The sequence below is a fragment of the Pseudanabaenaceae cyanobacterium SKYG29 genome, from assembly GCA_025055675.1.
GTDB lineage: Bacteria > Cyanobacteriota > Cyanobacteriia > Pseudanabaenales > Pseudanabaenaceae > M5B4.
In genome coordinates, this window is sequence record JANWWT010000001.1 from 423,139 (window position 1) to 438,244 (window position 15,106).

15 protein-coding genes and 1 tRNA gene are annotated in these 15,106 nt (G+C 47.2%); 9 read left to right on the forward strand and 7 right to left on the reverse strand.

What is annotated here, in order from left to right; all coding sequences use genetic code 11:
* The first annotated feature begins 17 nt into the window (after positions 1–17).
* The 4 genes from glyS to petA all read left to right on the forward strand — a co-directional run bounded on the left by glyS (position 18) and on the right by petA (position 4,367).
* Positions 18–2,117 carry a glycine--tRNA ligase subunit beta gene (glyS, locus tag NZM01_02050; protein ID MCS6958813.1) on the forward strand — a complete coding sequence of 700 codons (2,100 nt, stop codon included), beginning with the start codon at positions 18–20 and terminating at the stop codon, positions 2,115–2,117.
* A 33-nt stretch (positions 2,118–2,150) separates the two neighbouring features.
* Positions 2,151–2,759, forward strand: coding sequence for a HupE/UreJ family protein (locus tag NZM01_02055; GenBank protein ID MCS6958814.1), 609 nt, complete (start codon positions 2,151–2,153; stop codon positions 2,757–2,759).
* A gap of 119 nt (positions 2,760–2,878) precedes the next feature.
* Positions 2,879–3,418, forward strand: a complete 540-nt coding sequence (locus NZM01_02060; GenBank protein ID MCS6958815.1) for a cytochrome b6-f complex iron-sulfur subunit — start codon at positions 2,879–2,881, stop codon at positions 3,416–3,418.
* Positions 3,419–3,422: 4 nt separating this feature from the next.
* The gene (gene petA, locus NZM01_02065; protein MCS6958816.1) at positions 3,423–4,367 is read left to right on the forward strand and encodes an apocytochrome f; all 945 of its coding nucleotides are present in this window, start codon (positions 3,423–3,425) and stop codon (positions 4,365–4,367) included.
* Positions 4,368–4,409: 42 nt separating this feature from the next.
* On the opposite strand, the gene menB is transcribed toward petA, so the two are convergent.
* The 3 genes from menB to NZM01_02080 all read right to left on the reverse strand — a co-directional run bounded on the left by menB (position 4,410) and on the right by NZM01_02080 (position 5,859).
* A complete protein-coding gene (menB, locus tag NZM01_02070) occupies positions 4,410–5,237 on the reverse strand; it encodes a 1,4-dihydroxy-2-naphthoyl-CoA synthase (protein ID MCS6958817.1) in 828 nt (275 codons plus the stop codon).
* Positions 5,234–5,500: a DUF2973 domain-containing protein gene (locus NZM01_02075; GenBank protein MCS6958818.1), complete on the reverse strand. Its 267-nt coding sequence runs from the start codon at positions 5,498–5,500 to the stop codon at positions 5,234–5,236. The genes menB and NZM01_02075 overlap by 4 nt, the downstream gene beginning before the upstream one ends.
* Positions 5,501–5,565: 65 nt before the next feature.
* Positions 5,566–5,859 (reverse strand): DUF2605 domain-containing protein, encoded by a 294-nt coding sequence (locus NZM01_02080; GenBank protein ID MCS6958819.1) that lies wholly within the window; start codon positions 5,857–5,859, stop codon positions 5,566–5,568.
* An 80-nt stretch (positions 5,860–5,939) separates the two neighbouring features.
* Between NZM01_02080 and NZM01_02085 the strand changes: the two genes are divergently transcribed.
* Together NZM01_02085 and NZM01_02090 are read left to right on the forward strand one after the other, a co-directional pair.
* A complete protein-coding gene (locus tag NZM01_02085; GenBank protein MCS6958820.1) occupies positions 5,940–7,055 on the forward strand; it encodes a cysteine desulfurase in 1,116 nt (371 codons plus the stop codon).
* A 112-nt stretch (positions 7,056–7,167) separates the two neighbouring features.
* Positions 7,168–11,799: a PAS domain-containing protein gene (locus NZM01_02090; protein MCS6958821.1), complete on the forward strand. Its 4,632-nt coding sequence runs from the start codon at positions 7,168–7,170 to the stop codon at positions 11,797–11,799.
* On the opposite strand, the gene NZM01_02095 is transcribed toward NZM01_02090, so the two are convergent.
* Positions 11,796–12,059: a BolA/IbaG family iron-sulfur metabolism protein gene (locus tag NZM01_02095; protein ID MCS6958822.1), complete on the reverse strand. Its 264-nt coding sequence runs from the start codon at positions 12,057–12,059 to the stop codon at positions 11,796–11,798. The genes NZM01_02090 and NZM01_02095 overlap by 4 nt on opposite strands.
* A 91-nt stretch (positions 12,060–12,150) precedes the next feature.
* Between NZM01_02095 and NZM01_02100 the strand changes: the two genes are divergently transcribed.
* From NZM01_02100 to NZM01_02110, 3 genes are all read left to right on the forward strand, one after another.
* Positions 12,151–12,235: transfer RNA gene (locus tag NZM01_02100), tRNA-Ser, on the forward strand.
* 52 nt (positions 12,236–12,287) lie between these two features.
* Positions 12,288–12,785: a hypothetical protein gene (locus NZM01_02105; protein MCS6958823.1), complete on the forward strand. Its 498-nt coding sequence runs from the start codon at positions 12,288–12,290 to the stop codon at positions 12,783–12,785.
* Positions 12,785–13,471, forward strand: coding sequence for a Crp/Fnr family transcriptional regulator (locus tag NZM01_02110; GenBank protein ID MCS6958824.1), 687 nt, complete (start codon positions 12,785–12,787; stop codon positions 13,469–13,471). Before NZM01_02105 ends, NZM01_02110 begins: the two co-directional genes overlap by 1 nt.
* Here the strand turns inward: NZM01_02110 and NZM01_02115 are convergent.
* The 3 genes from NZM01_02115 to NZM01_02125 are packed head-to-tail and all read right to left on the reverse strand — an operon-like array spanning position 13,463 to position 15,098.
* Complete coding sequence (locus NZM01_02115) at positions 13,463–14,062, reverse strand: DnaJ domain-containing protein (protein MCS6958825.1); 600 nt, start codon at positions 14,060–14,062, stop codon at positions 13,463–13,465. The two genes, NZM01_02110 and NZM01_02115, sit on opposite strands and share 9 nt — an antisense overlap.
* Positions 14,062–14,226, reverse strand: coding sequence for a hypothetical protein (locus NZM01_02120; protein ID MCS6958826.1), 165 nt, complete (start codon positions 14,224–14,226; stop codon positions 14,062–14,064). Before NZM01_02120 ends, NZM01_02115 begins: the two co-directional genes overlap by 1 nt.
* A 17-nt stretch (positions 14,227–14,243) precedes the next feature.
* Entirely contained in the window at positions 14,244–15,098 is an 855-nt protein-coding gene (locus NZM01_02125) for an aldose epimerase (GenBank protein MCS6958827.1), read from the reverse strand.
* Positions 15,099–15,106: the final 8 nt, after the last annotated feature.

The window sequence follows — 15,106 nt, forward strand, 5'->3', positions numbered from 1 at the left end:
CCCGATCGGATGTCACTATGGCTACTTATTTGTTGGAGGTAGGGACGGAAGAGCTACCCGCCAGTTTTGTGGCAGAGGCTTTGGCGCAATGGCAGGAGAAAATTCCCGCTAGTTTGCAGGAACACAACCTGACTTGTAGCAATATGACAGTCTATGGCACCCCCCGCCGCTTGGCTGTCTGCCTAGAGGGCTTGCCAGAACAACAACCAGACCAGGAGCTAGAAATCAAGGGACCTGCTGTTGCCAGTGCCTATAGTAACGGGGAACCAACAAAGGCGCTACTGGGGTTTCTCCGATCGAAGGGTTTAGACTTAGCTGACCTCTACACGCGGACGACGGACAAGGGGGAGTTTGTCTTTGCTAAGCAGCGGCTGAGGGGCAAAGCCACGCCGGCAATTCTCCCTGCCCTAGCGGCAACCTGGATTACGAAACTAGAGGGCAAGCGGTTGATGCGCTGGGGCAATCGGGAGCTAAAATTCCCCCGTCCTATTCGTTGGCTGGTATCTCTCTGGGATGACCAAGTGCTCCCCCTACAGTTGGAAGATATACAAGCCGATCGAGTTACCTACGGGCATCGGGTGCTGTCCAAGGGTAAGCTCCTCTTGAGCCACGCTAGGGACTATGTGGAAGTCCTCAAGGAAAATGGTGTGTTAGTGGATGTGGAGGAGCGGCAAAAGCAAATTGTCGGGCAAATGCAGCAGTTAGCTGATCTCATGGGGGCAAAGGTGGAAAGTCCCCCTGAATTGCTGGCAGAAGTCGTGAATTTAGTGGAATTTCCTACCGCGATCGTCGGGGAGTTTGATGCGGAATTTTTACAGTTGCCCCCCCAAGTCATTACCACAGAAATGATTGCCCACCAGCGCTATTTCCCCCTCTGGGACCGTAATTGTCCCGATCGGTTATTGCCCTTTTTCATCACAATTTCTAACGGTGACCCCAGCAAATCTAAACTGATCGCCCAGGGGAATGGCAGGGTGATTCGGGCAAGGTTGGCAGACGGTAAGTTTTTCTACGACACCGATCGGCAGGTCAAACTGGAAACCTATGTTCCCCAATTAGAAAAAGTGACATTCCAGGAGCAGTTGGGGTCAGTGGGGCAGAAGGTAGAGCGGCTGCGGCAAATTGTCAAGTTGGTGTTTAGGGCAATTCCCAATGTAGAACCGATGCTAGAAGTGACCGATCGGGCTGCCTACCTCTGTAAAGCGGACCTGGTGACCCAAATGGTTAAAGAGTTTCCCGAACTGCAGGGGATCATGGGTGCGGATTATGCTTTGCACAGCGGCGAACCTCCCCTAGTTGCCCAAGCCATCAAGGAACACTATCAACCCAGGGGCGCTAACGACCAATTACCACAGTCCGTGCCAGGGCAAATATTGGCAATCGCCGATCGGTTAGATACTCTGGTAGGCATCTTTGGGCTGGGTATGTTGCCTACAGGTTCTTCCGACCCCTTTGCTCTGCGGCGGGCAGCCCAGGGCATTGTGCAAATCTGCTGGCACTACGGTTGGCAACTGAACTTACCGCAGGTACTCAAAGACACGATCGGGGTGTACACCCATCTGCCTAGATCAGGGACAGAAATTTATAGCAACTTGATCCAGTGGTTCCAGCAGCGGTGCGAAACCTTGCTCAAAGAAGAAATTGATTACGATTTAGTGGATGCTGTTTTAGGAGTAGGTGATCCTGTCTATACCGAGTGGAGTTTGTCCAACGTAGCAGAAATCAAAGTACGGGCGGAATTTTTACAAAGATCGCGCCAGAATCAAACCCTAACTGCTATTTATGAAGTCGTCAATCGGGCTTCCCGTCTAGCTAACCAGGAAAATATTCCCACCACTGCCACCAGTTTAGAAGAAATGGTTAAAAGTGAAAAACTCCAGGAACCAGCGGAAATTCGACTGTATCAAGCGCTGCAAGAATTACCTAGCAAGCCACAAAACTATGAAGAACTAGTGACTGCTATCGCCCAGGTAGCTCCCCACCTAGCTAATTTCTTTGACGCAGTACTGGTGATGGTAGATGACCCAGATATACGCGCCAACCGCCTGGCTATGCTAGGTTACATCAGAAACTATAGTCGCCAACTAGCAGATTTCAGTGCCATGCGATCATTGTAAAATTCATGTACTCCTGTACCTGCAAGTAGTGCTATGCGTTCTGCCCCCATCTTATTTTTAATTGCTCTGGCTGTAGCTGTACTTTTGACTCCCTCTGCCCATGCCCACGTAGACGCAGGGGAAACCTCCGGCTTCCTAGCAGGCTTACTCCATCCCCTCACGGGACTTGACCATATCGTGGCAATGGTAGCGATCGGTCTCTGGGCAATCCAAATAGGGGGGCGGGCGATTTGGACTGTACCCCTGGCATTTGTTGTGACTATGGCGATCGGGGGAACTCTCGGTATGCTGGGCGTGCCCTTCCCTGGCATCGAAGTGGGAATTGTGGCATCAGATTTGTTGCTAGGGTTGGCGATCCTGTTTGCTCCCCCTCTCCCCCTACTGGTCAGTGGTGGTGTCGCAGCCTTTCTAGCTCTCTTTCACGGTTACGCCCACGGCACAGAAATGGCACCAGGCAGTCCCGCTCTTCTCTACAGTTTGGGGTTCTTGCTGTCTACGATCGGTCTTCATCTGGCGGGCATCCTGGCAGGCTACGGCATTAAGCAAATTAAACCCGATCGGGATTACCCCATTAGAGTTGCAGGCGGAGTCGTAGTAGCAGTATCCCTGTACATCCTGGCAAACTTTCTTAACATTTTGTAGCATTCTGTCTATCCAGGGGCAGAGGGGCTATCATAGAAAAAGTTAAAACTTCACAACAAAATGTAATACTTGCAGCTTTGTAAGTTTACATAGACCTATAGCAAATCAAGAGAGAAACCATGAGTCAAGCATCTATCTCTAGTGAAGTGCCCAGCATGGCGCGCCGTCAGTTTATGAATCTCCTAGTGGGGGGGTCGGCGGCAGTAACGGTTTTGGGGGCACTTTATCCCGTAGTGCAGTATTTTATTCCCCCAAAAAAGGGTGGCAAAGGGGGCGGTGAGACGGCTAAGGATGCCCTTGGCAAAGATGTGCTAGCTTCCGAAGTATTAGCTACCCACCAGGTTGGTGAGCGGGTGATGGTACAGGGTTTGAAGGGTGACCCCACCTATCTTGTCATCACCGATAACAAGGAAATTGCCAACTATGCCCTCAATGCTGTGTGTACTCACCTAGGCTGCGTTGTGCCCTGGAATGTGGCGGAGGGGAAGTTTATCTGTCCTTGTCATGGTTCCCAGTATGACAGTACGGGGAAGGTAGTGCGCGGTCCTGCTCCCCTGTCCTTGGCGCTTGCCCATGTAGAAATCACCGATGATGTGGTGCAACTTTTACCCTGGAAAGAAACGGATTTCCGTACCAATGAAGCTCCCTGGTGGTCATAAAACTATGAAGAAGCTATACAGTCTTGTTCTCGCTCTGTTAATTATTTGGGGTGTAGTGCAACCCGCCCATGCCTATCCCTATTACGCCCAAGAGGCTTACAGCAATCCCCGTGAGGCTACAGGTCGGATTGTTTGTGCCAACTGTCATTTAGCTAACAAGCCCATCAAGCTAGAGCTACCCCAAGCTGTCAAGCCCGACACGGTGTTTGAAGCAGTAGTCAAATTGCCCTATGACCACAGTAAGCAGCAGGTATTGGCAGATGGTAGCAGGGGTGGCTTAAATGTCGGTGCGGTTGTCGTTTTACCAGAGGGGTTCAAAATTGCTCCCGAAGACCGTATTCCTGAGGAGTTGAAAGCAAAGGTGCAGGACATCTACTATCAGCCCTACAGCGAAACACAGGAGAATATTGTTTTGGTTGGTCCTATCTCTGGGGACGACTATCCAGAAATTGTTTTCCCTGTCTTGGCTCCTGACCCTAGCAAGGATAAAAATGTGCATTTCCTCAAGTATGCAGTCTATGCGGGGGGTAATCGCGGTCGGGGACAAATCTACCCCACGGGGGAAAAGAGTAATAACGTACAGTTCAATGCTCCTGCTAGCGGCATGATTACCAAGATTGAAGAAATTCCTGCCAATGAAGATGAAGGGTTTTATGGCGGTCATGCTGTTACAATCAAGACAGATCAGGGGGAAACAGTGACGGAAAATATTCCTGTTGGTCCTGAACTGTTGGTGCAGGTAGGTGATATTGTTAAGGCTGGTCAGCCTCTGACGGAAAATCCCAATGTAGGTGGCTTTGGTCAAGCAGAAGGTCATGTAGTTTTACAAGACCCCCAGCGAATTCAGTGGCTATTAGCTTTCTTTGCTTCCGTGATTGTCACCCAGATTCTTTTGGTGTTAAAGAAGAAGCAGTACGAGAAGGTGCAGGCTGCCGAGATGAATTTCTAGTTTTTGCTTAGTCTAGTTCCGTCCCCCTCAGGGGGGCTTTTTTTATGGCAAATGGGGAAAATTGCGAAAGTTGGGTTTGCGCTTCTCTAGGAAGGCATTTTTCCCTTCCTGGGCTTCCTCCGTCATATAGAACAACAGGGTGGCGTTCCCTGCTAGTTCCTGTAAACCTGCCTGCCCGTCACAATCAGCGTTAAAAGCGGCTTTCAAACAGCGAATCGCTAAGGGACTCTTGTCTAATATTTCTTCTGCCCACCTGATCCCCTCTGCTTCTAATTCCTCTACAGGCACAACCTTGTTGACTAACCCCATTGCCAGGGCTTCCTGGGCGTTGTACTGCCGACAGAGGTACCAAATTTCCCGCGCTTTCTTCTGTCCCACAATCCGAGCTAGGTAACTTGCCCCATAGCCACCGTCAAAACTGCCCACGATCGGTCCTGTCTGCCCAAAAACGGCGTTTTCTGCCGCGATCGTTAAGTCGCACACCACATGCAATACATGACCTCCACCGATTGCATACCCCGCTACCAGGGCAATTACCACCTTAGGGAGGGAGCGGATTAACCGTTGCAACTCCAATACGTTCAACCTGGGCGTACCTGCGGCATCGATGTATCCCCCCTCCCCCCGCACCTTTTGGTCACCCCCTGCACAGAAGGCATACTTACCATCGGCACTAGGACCAGCCCCTGTAAACAAGACTACCCCGATCGTTGTATCAAGCTGGGCATCCTTGAAGGCTGCGATTAGCTCCTCGATCGTTTGGGGTCGAAAAGCATTCCTTACTTCAGGGCGGTTAATCGTGATTTTAGCAATACCAGGGCGTTTGTGGTAAAGAATGTCACTAAAATTGCCGACCTGCTCCCACGTCATAGGTTGTTATCGCCGCCAGGGGAAGCTTCATAGAGGGCATCTAAACGGGAGCGCATAGCATCTAAATCCAGGGTTTTAATCACCAACAGGGGTTCCTCCGTCAGGTTGCCTTCCCCATCAAGCAGTTCTGGATGAATAGCGCCCACAGTCTTTTGTACAGGTTCCGCTTGGCGCTGGGACAGAGTAATCATACTGCGTACCAAGCTGCCAATGGCAAACAGCAATAGGAAGGAAAAAGCGATAATGTATAGAATTTGTAACATAGTAATTATTGATAAATTACAATCAAAAAATGGTCTATAGAACCTGATAGAAATTATACCCGAATTCACTGCTGGCGATAGCGCATGGCTACGGCCTGGCATTCCATGAGAAGCTTGTGCCATTCCATTACCAGGGCAGTATCGATTGCCACTTTTTTGTCAGAAAGGTGGAACATTGTTGTCGCTGCCGCGATCGACTTTTGCGTTTCTTCCACGCGGCGGAGTAAATCTGCCTGTTGTTCTTTCTCTAGGAAAGGCAAGCGATGGGTAGTCAAAAATTGCTGGGAGCGATCGAACCAGTAGCGGAAGTCCTCTAGGAGAGGCTCCAAGACTTGGGGCAATAAATCTGCTGCCGACATAGGCAAATTCCCTGAGCTATGCAGTTATTATAGGCTAGGGAAGGGCAGTTTTTGTTACTTTTCTTCACATTTCTACCGTTATGGGTATCTACTTGGACTACAGTGCTACTACCCCCACTAGGCGAGAGGTGCGGGAATTGATGGTGGAGATCATGACTCACCACTGGGGCAATCCTTCTAGTATTCACAGCTGGGGGACACGATCGGCAATGGTGGTAGAGCGGGCGCGGATGCAGGTAGCTGAGTTAATTGGTGCCCAAGGAGACGAGATTGTCTTCACAGGCAGTGGCACAGCGGCTAATCATTTAGCTATCTTTGGTGTGACCAGACAGTACCGAACTCCCCGGCATTTGATTATTTCTGCTGTCGAACACAGTGCTGTGGCTGCCCCTGTAGCTTGGTTAGAGGCACAAGGTTGGTCAGTGACCAGATTAACCGTCGATCGTTATGGCAAAGTCGACTCCGAAGCCTTGCAAGAAGCAATTAGAGAAGAAACTGTTTTGGTGTCTGTCATTTACGCCCATAACGAAGTAGGTACGATCCAGCCCATCAAAGACCTAGGGCAAATTTGTCGTGCTTGTGGTGTCATCTTTCATACAGACGCAGTGCAAGCCATCGGTCGGATTCCTATCGATGTGAAGGAATTACCTGTCGATTTATTATCGTTATCGGCGCATAAATTTTACGGACCTCAGGGGGTAGGAGCTTTGTATATCCGATCGGGGCTTGACCTACAACCCTACTTATTTGGGGGCGGTCAGGAGTGGGGTTTATATTCTGGCACCCATGCCGTAGCAGCGATCGGGGGAATGGGATTAGCTGCCCAACTCATCCAGGAGGAAATGGCAACAGAAATTAAACGATTGTTGAGCCTGCAGCAAAAACTCAAACTTGCCCTGGACAATGTAGGGGAGCTAATTTTTACAGGAGAGGAAAGGGAGCGCTTACCCCACCATCTAAGCTACTGTCATCCTACATTAGGAGGGAGAGAGATCGTCCGTAAGTTAGACCAGTTGGGCATTGCTATTAGTGCGGGGTCAGCATGTAGTAGTGGCAAAATCATACCCAGTCCTACCCTATTAGCTATGGGTTTTTCGCAGCAAGAAGCCCTGGGTGGATTTAGGATTAGTCTAGGCAAATACACCACTCCTGAGGAAATCGATCGATTTCTACTAGCAGTGCAAGAGATCTTTTAAGTAGTATAAAAAACAATTAGCACTATTAAATTTATTAATAAATTTTAACTAGGAGCTAGGTATTCTTGACAAGGGAATGGCATAAAATAAAATACACCAGCTTTTCTCGTATATGCCAGACCCGATCGTTCATCCACAGCAACCCCTGATAGAAGTAGCCAGAATTTTACATGAACAGCGTCTCAGCTATGTTGAAGTTGTGGAGGGGGGCGCAGGTATTGGTTTTATTTCCCAGGCTCAGATTGTACAGGTTGTAGCAGACAGAGCAGAGGCAATTAGCACTTTGACAGCCAGGGATGTGATGGTAGGTATGGAGCAGATAATTGACACATGCCTGGAGAATATCACATTAAGCACGATCGCAAAACACTATAACGATATTGTGGTTGTCCTCGATCGGGAAGGTCGCTTCACTTACTGCCATCCCTGTGGTGCAAGGATCTTAGGTTTTACCAAAGAAGAAGTGATCGGGCAGAGTGCCTTTGGTTTCATTCATTCGGCAGATTTAGAAATCACAGTTCAGACATTCACTACTGCTCTAGGCAAGCCTAACGAACCTGTTACTACACCAGAATACCGCATGCTCGATGCCCATGGCAAATGGCGCTATTTTGCTGCCACTATCATAAACTTGCTAGACCATCCTATTATCAGAGGAGTAGTAGTCATTTGTCAGGATATTACCGATCGGAAGCAGAAAGAATTAGAGCTAGTCCAACAGGTTAGAAAAAATCAAATTATTGCCGAGATGGTACAATTACTTTATCAGTCTTCTAAATTAATTGATGTTTTTCAGCATGCCACTTTTAGCCTGCGACAATTGTTAGAAGTTGATTCGGTCAATATTGTTCAATATTTCCCCGATCGATATTGTTGGCAGAGTGTTACAGAAAGTCTTAGGAATGATAGTATTCCTTCCCTGCTTAACTTTACTACAACTGATGCTGCTTCCTCCTTTGCTCCACAAATTCTCCGCCGCGAAATAGTTCAAATTACTGATACCAGAATAGAGGGCATAGATTGTCCTAGAGCAGAAATTTTCCCTGGAGCCTGGTTAATTGTTCCCATCGTTGTCAGTGATAGTGTGTGGGGGGCAGTTTGTTTAGGCTTCTATCAGACAGGACATACATGGCAGCCAGAGGAAATAGAAGTAGTGCAGTTGGCTATTAAACAACTGGCTATAGCAATTGAGGAAGCAAATTTATTAGAAGAATTGATGATCGGGAGAGAGCGACTAAGACTAGCATTAGAATTCAGTGAAGTAGGGTGCTGGGAATTTAGTTTTAATGGTGGTGATGCGGTTTGGAGTGATTCCCTCTTTCATTTAATGGACTTAGACCCGCAAATACATGAACCATGCTACGATACTTGGCGCAATCTAGTACACCCAGATGATTTAGCCTGGGTAGAACAAGAGTTTCAAAAGACAATAACAGAGAAAGCAACCCTTGATATTATTTATCGCATTGTTATGCCAACAGGGAAAGTACGCTGGGTTCTAACAAAGGGTAGAGCAGTCTATCGTGATGACCAACCGGAAAAAATACTGGGTGTGATGATTGATATTACCGATCGCAAAGAATTGGAGTTAGCCCTTGCCCAGAGCCAAGAGAAGCTAAATCTGGTCTTGAAACTGAACAAAATTGGCATTTGGGAGTGGGACTTAGTCAACAGTCAAGTCAGCTGGAATGAACAAAAATACGAGCTACTAGGATTAAGTTATGACACTAAACCTAGCTATGATGCTTTTATACAATTAGTGGCACCGGAACAAAGAGAAGAGATTGAAAGTCGGATTAGGTATTGCATAGATCACCAGGAAACTTACTATCACGAGACCAAAATCATCACTCCCAGCGGTGTCACAAGATGGTTACAGGAACAGGGAGAATGTGAAGTAAAAGATGGTCGTGTCGTGAGATTGCTAGGAATTGCCCAGGACATTACGCAGCGTAAATTGATGGAGCTGGAGTTAATTGACAGTGAAACTCGCTATCGCAGTATTGTAGAGAATATTCCTGGGGTAATTATGCACTATGTCTTAGACAAGTACGGACGGGAAAGAATCACTTATGTTAGTCCTAGGAGTAGGGAATTATTTGAAATTAGTGCTGATGAAATCTTGGAAAACAATCAGCTATTTTGGCAGCTTTTCTCTCCAGAAGACCGCACCCTTTTCCATGGCTCTATTATTTATTCTGCCCAAACTCAACGTCAGTGGAATCGAGAATATCCAATTTCTACCCCCAGTGGTCACATCAAATGGATTCAAGGAATTGGTACCCCTCAACTACAGCCTAGTGGAGACATACTCTGGCGTATGATTATTTTGGATGTTACTGCCCGCAAATTGGCGGAACATGAATTAGAGCAGGAGAAGCAGTTTAATGCACAAATTACACAACTGACTTCGGCAATTATTTATCTTTATGATGCTACTAGGGATAGTATCCATCTTCTCAACACAGAGTTAGTTAATATCCTGTCTCTCAACCCTGGTAACATCAATATCTTAGACCAAAATTTACTTACAGAATTAATTCATCCCCAGGATTTACCTGCTCTCATCAACCACTGGCAAAATATTATCATAGATAGCGTTAATAGTGATAAAAAGATCGAATTTAGAATCACTGATTGCTGGGGCAATTGGTATTGGTTACTGGCTAGTCATCGTGTCTTTACTACAGATGCCAGTGGCAGACCTACCCAGATTCTGGGAGTAGCAGTGGATATTACGAAACAAAAAGAAACTGAGGCGGAGCTACGGGAAAGTGAGCAGCGATTCCAACATCTGGCTAGCAATATTCCTGGAGTAATCATGCGCTATATTGTCCATACTGACGGCACAGATACAATTACCTACATCAGTCCTGGTTGTGAGCAAATTTTTGGCAAAACCGATCGGGAGATAATCAATAACGATCGTATATTTTGGAATTGTATAGTAGCAGAGGACTTACCTAAGCTATATGGTTATTTGCTTGCTTGTTCTCAAAAATTCCAGCAATGGAAGTGCGAATGGCGTATAAAAACAAATGCAGAACAAGTTAAGTGGCTCAGTGGACTTGGTTCGCCCCAGCAACTACCCAATGGCGATGTATTGTGGGATGTGATTATTTTAGATATAACAGGAAAGAAACAAGCAGAACAGGAGGTGAAAGAACAACAAGAACTGCTTAAGCAGGTAGTAGAATCATCCTCTAGTTATATCTATGTGTATGACCTAGAAGAAAGACGCAATGTTTACGCTAGCCCAGCAGTAGAAAGTATTTTAGGTTACAGTGCTGCTGAAATGGCAACCATAACTGAGCAGAGAATATTAGAGCTTATCCATCCTGAAGATCATTATGTAATCCTCAATGCTAGTGCTAACATTGACAGCAAATCTGATGCGGATGTAATAGAGTTAGAGTATCGGGTAAGGGACAAGCAGGGGAATTGGCACTGGTTATTCGATCGGGGTCGTATTATTAAGCGCAACAAGGATGGACTGCCTAAACATTTTCTAGGTGTAGCCACAGATGTCACAAAGCTGAAAGAGGCAGAGGCTTCCTTGCAGAGAATGAATCAAGAACTGGAAGGTAGAGTTGCCGATCGTACCCGTGCCCTAGAAGAGAGATTACAGCAAGAGTTATTACTCCGTACAATTATTGAAAATATCTATCAGTCATTTGACCTAGAACAAATATTTAACATTACGCTGCGAGAAATTCGCCACAGCTTGGAGTGCGATCGGGTAGCAATTTATAAATTTAATCCTGACGGGAGTGGTTGTTTTCTCACTGATAGTCATGCTGAGGAATTAGAAACAATTGCGGGTCAGGTGATGGAGATAGATACTTATTCACCCCAATCCTACGGTGTCAATTTAGACAATCCCCATGTCTTAGTAGTCAATGATTTCTGTGCTTCTACAGGGTCTAACTTCTACTTATTAGAGGGGCTAGAGTTAAAGGCATCCCTTGCTAGTGCCATCTATGTACAAAATCAGTTATGGGGAGCATTGGTTGTGTATGAACACCGACAAAGTAGAACGTGGAAAGGTTGGGAAGTAAATTTAATTCAGCAAATAGCCATGCAGTTAGCCATGGCAATCCAAAGGACGGAACTGTATGAGCAAATACAAAGTGAGCTAAAGGAGAAGGAGGTGCTGCTGAAAGAGGTACATCACCGTGTAAAAAATAATCTACAAATCATGTCTAGCTTGTTGAGAATGCAATTTCGTACTGCTCCATCTGAAATCAGGCAGCAATTAGAAGATTATCAAACTCGCATTCAGGCAATGGCACTAGTACATGACCAACTCTACCGTGCTACTAATTTCAGTTCTATTAACTTGCAAAGCTACCTGACTAAGTTGGTTAACTGTCTCCTACAAACTTTTGTTTCAGATGCTACTAAAGTTAAGATAGAAGTTGATGCTCAGGAAATTATTTTGCCCCTGGAAAAATCTATCCCCTTGGGACTCCTTACGAATGAATTAGTGTCGAATTGTTTTAAGTATGCCTTCCCCAATGGGGTTGGTGTTATCAAAGTCACGTTATCGGCAGAGGATGAATTTCTCATCTTACAAGTAGAAGATAATGGTGTCGGTCTACCACCAGATTTTGACATAGAAACCAGTGACAGTTTAGGTATGCAGTTGGTACTAACTCTGGTAGAACAATTAGAGGGAACACTCCACTATCAAACTGGTGCCGGGACTGTCTTCACAGTGCGATTTCCCCACTCTCCTGCCTAGTTGATCTGTATCTGGTTTTGTGCCCACTGTTCGGGGGTGTAGGTCTTTAGCTGTAGGGCATGAATGGAGCCATCATCTAAATAGCTTTTGAGAGCATCGTTTACCATTCTGTGTTGTTTGATCATCGTTAAACCCCGAAATGCTTCTGCCACCACGATCGCTGTAAAATGCTGTCCGTCATTTAGGGGGTCTTGCACCTGCACCTGTGCCCCTGGAATAGCCGTGCGAATCAGATTAGCTACTTGTTCCGCTGAAATCATAGGTCAGAGTAGTTGTTTCTATTCTAGAATTTAGCACAAAAATTTTCTGTGACTGTTAAGCAAGTTTGCGCTAGAATGGGATGCCTGGGGTGGAGAGATGGCCGAGTGGTCGAAGGCGCAGCACTGGAAATGCTGTGTGGGGCAACTCACCGAGGGTTCGAATCCCTCTCTCTCCGTTGTCAAAGATCGCGTTTCTTGGCACAATGGCAGTAGTCATGGGGAGATGCTATGGAACCGATCGTGTTTTGGCAGCCAGGGGAACCAGACAGCGAAACCAAGTTGGCAGAGATCAAGGGTTGGTGGCAAAATCTGCTCGGCAAGCCTATTCTGTGGCAGCAGCGTCCTTTACCAGAGGACAAGGATTTAAGCAAAATCAACTGGGAAGTGCTAAAACTAGATGAAGAGTTTGTCCCTGTCAAAATGGACTTGCGGGGGATCACGCTCTATTGGCAGCGCCCCACTGATAGTAGTGAACATAACCTCACCCCCAGTGCTCTCAAACTCGATCGTCAAGCGCAAACCCTTGATGTCCTACCTGATTCCACTCGTAATTATGTAGTGCGGATTACCTCTAGGGAACCCGTATACCAAGTGATTCGTCTATTCCAGCCACAGGTGGAGGTCAGGGGAGAGATTCTGGTATTCAAGGATGCAACTACCATGACCGCTGTGGAAGTAGAACTCACAGCCGAGCAAAAACAACAAATCATTACTCAATTTCAGTAATGACGACAGAGGAGTGGTTGCACTGTTTACGCTCTGCCTCATTTTTTACGGGGCTGCCTTCGAGTGCCACTGCAAGGGCTACGGACAAGATGGTGGTACGCCATCACCCCCCCGATCGGGTCATCCTTTTGGAAAATGACTGGGGTACTTCTGTCTATTTTGTGTTGCAAGGCTGGGTGAAGATTCGCACCTATAACCTAGAGGGGAAAGAAGTCACGCTCAATATTTTAGGCAAGGGGGAAATGTTTGGGGAGATGGCTCCTTTAGACCAAGTTCCCCGCTCTACCGATGTGATTACCCTGACAGAAGCCACGATCGCCAGTATTCCCGCGGAAGATTTTGTCTACCTCCTGCAAACGGAACCCAAAGCGGGTATTCATCTGGCTCAATCGATGGGCAAACGACTGCGGCAACTTAATCGACGCCTGCGCATGCGGGAATCGGATAGTACGGCACGGGTGGTGGACATTTTGCTGTTTTTAACCGAAAGTCAGGGGCGAGTGACCCCAGAAGGAGTAACAATTCCCTGTTTACCCCATCGGGAGTTGAGTAGCTTGACGGGTTTAGCACGGGAGACAGTGACCAGAGTTTTGAGTAAACTGGAAAAACAAGATTTAATTCGCCGTGATGACGATCGAGATGTCTTCTGCATTAAAGACCTGGTGGCACTGGAAGATTTACTTTAGGCGAGCAAGGCGATCGAGGTCATGCTGCACTTCAAAGCAGAGGGCACGGTTGTGGGGTGCTGTTTGTAGCGCTTTTCTGAGGTAGATTTCCGCCTCACGGTATTTGCCAATTTGCAGTAGTTCATTGCCCTGGCGTTGATAGGCAACAGCGAGCCATTTGATAACTTCACTATGGTCAGGAAACCGTTGCCTTAGACCCTCTAGCATAGCCATCGCCACAGGGTATTTCTTTTGCCGAAACAGGAGCTGTACCCGTTGTAACGTATCTTGCAGCAGTCTCTCTGCGGGAGAGGGGGGCACTTTTTCTTTCGTCTTGGGGGTAGGGGGACGGAATTCTACTTTGACAGTGGGTTTAGGTGGTGGTGGGGGAGGAGCAGGTCTGGTGTGATTGCTCGGTGTTGCTCCTGCCTGGAGCGTGCGTAACACTTGATAGGCTTCCTGCACAAGGCGGAATTTTTCCGCTGCCTGGGGGTCACCTTGATTGACATCGGGGTGGTATTTCCGTGCCAAGCGACGATAAGCAATCTTGACATCTTCCCAAGAAGCGTTGCGGGCAAGTCCCAAAACACGATAGCAGTCAGCAGGTTGCATTACTCAGACTTTTTGCGGATATTGTACTTCCCCCTGGGGGTAATTGGCGACCCCTTGTTAGCCTCAACTAAACTCACATATTTGGCAATTGCCTGCTCCTTCTCACTAAATTCCGCAATTACATGCACTCGCTTAGCTGCCATTTCTAGTATCACTTGATACATAGGTTTTTCCCCTAACTTTAGAGGAATTTTACGGCAATCTGCACACTTGTTGTCAAACTTTCCCCCGAGGCTAGAGTAATTAACTTTTCCCCCGTGTTGAGGGCGTTGCGGGGAGAACTCCAGGGTTCTAAACAGTAAAAATCTTTCCCCTTGACTGTCCAAAATACCAAGGTGGTGTAGTGCTGGTCATAGCTAATTGTTACCTCTAAGTTGCGAGCACGATCGGTTACCTTTGCTACTTGGGCAGACAGGGGCATCAAAGCAATGTCAATTTCCCCACAATCGAAATCAAATTCCCCTGTAAAAGCCTGGGGTTGGGTTTCCCCTTTGACTACGTATTGTTGAGCGGGAATCTGGAATTGCAGTTGGGTCTTGTCGGGAGCCAAAAAGTAGGGATGAATACCTGTGGCAAAGGGCATGGGGGCTGTACCTAAGTTGGTATGACGGAATTGCAGTTCTAGTTCCTGGGGACGCAAGGTGTAGGTGTAATCCAGTTGAAAGGGAAAGGGATAAACAGCCAAAGTCTCCCCCCTATGGCTAAGCGTCACTGTGATGCTAGCTCCCTCTGCCGTATTCTGGTTTGTCACTGTCCAAGGGAGATGGCGGGCAAAACCGTGTTGGGGTAATTTGTAACTCTGTCCTTCCCAGGTGTAGGTGTCATCAACGAGATTGCCACAAATAGGAAACAAGAGGGGAATCCCTCCCCTAATCGAGAGCGCAGGGTTGGCAAAGCGTTCCCGATCGAGGTAGAGAATTTCCATCGCCCCCACCGCCCAACTAAGTAGGATGCCTCCCCGCTCTGGTAGTACCGTCGCTCTATCCCCTTCTGCCTGCAAAACCCAAGTACCTTCCTGCTGCCCGACAGAATACATTTTGGCTC

Excerpts from the sequence above, each read along its gene's own strand:
- glyS (MCS6958813.1), top strand. The coding sequence starts at position 18 with ATGGCTACTTATTTGTTGGAGGTAGGGACGGAAGAGCTACCCGCCAGT.
- NZM01_02055 (MCS6958814.1), top strand. The coding sequence starts at position 2,151 with ATGCGTTCTGCCCCCATCTTATTTTTAATTGCTCTGGCTGTAGCTGTA.
- NZM01_02060 (MCS6958815.1), top strand. The coding sequence starts at position 2,879 with ATGAGTCAAGCATCTATCTCTAGTGAAGTGCCCAGCATGGCGCGCCGT.
- petA (MCS6958816.1), top strand. The coding sequence starts at position 3,423 with ATGAAGAAGCTATACAGTCTTGTTCTCGCTCTGTTAATTATTTGGGGT.
- menB (MCS6958817.1), bottom strand. The coding sequence starts at position 5,237 with ATGACGTGGGAGCAGGTCGGCAATTTTAGTGACATTCTTTACCACAAA.
- NZM01_02075 (MCS6958818.1), bottom strand. The coding sequence starts at position 5,500 with ATGTTACAAATTCTATACATTATCGCTTTTTCCTTCCTATTGCTGTTT.
- NZM01_02080 (MCS6958819.1), bottom strand. The coding sequence starts at position 5,859 with ATGTCGGCAGCAGATTTATTGCCCCAAGTCTTGGAGCCTCTCCTAGAG.
- NZM01_02085 (MCS6958820.1), top strand. The coding sequence starts at position 5,940 with ATGGGTATCTACTTGGACTACAGTGCTACTACCCCCACTAGGCGAGAG.
- NZM01_02090 (MCS6958821.1), top strand. The coding sequence starts at position 7,168 with ATGCCAGACCCGATCGTTCATCCACAGCAACCCCTGATAGAAGTAGCC.
- NZM01_02095 (MCS6958822.1), bottom strand. The coding sequence starts at position 12,059 with ATGATTTCAGCGGAACAAGTAGCTAATCTGATTCGCACGGCTATTCCA.
- NZM01_02105 (MCS6958823.1), top strand. The coding sequence starts at position 12,288 with ATGGAACCGATCGTGTTTTGGCAGCCAGGGGAACCAGACAGCGAAACC.
- NZM01_02110 (MCS6958824.1), top strand. The coding sequence starts at position 12,785 with ATGACGACAGAGGAGTGGTTGCACTGTTTACGCTCTGCCTCATTTTTT.
- NZM01_02115 (MCS6958825.1), bottom strand. The coding sequence starts at position 14,062 with ATGCAACCTGCTGACTGCTATCGTGTTTTGGGACTTGCCCGCAACGCT.
- NZM01_02120 (MCS6958826.1), bottom strand. The coding sequence starts at position 14,226 with ATGTATCAAGTGATACTAGAAATGGCAGCTAAGCGAGTGCATGTAATT.
- NZM01_02125 (MCS6958827.1), bottom strand. The coding sequence starts at position 15,098 with ATGTATTCTGTCGGGCAGCAGGAAGGTACTTGGGTTTTGCAGGCAGAA.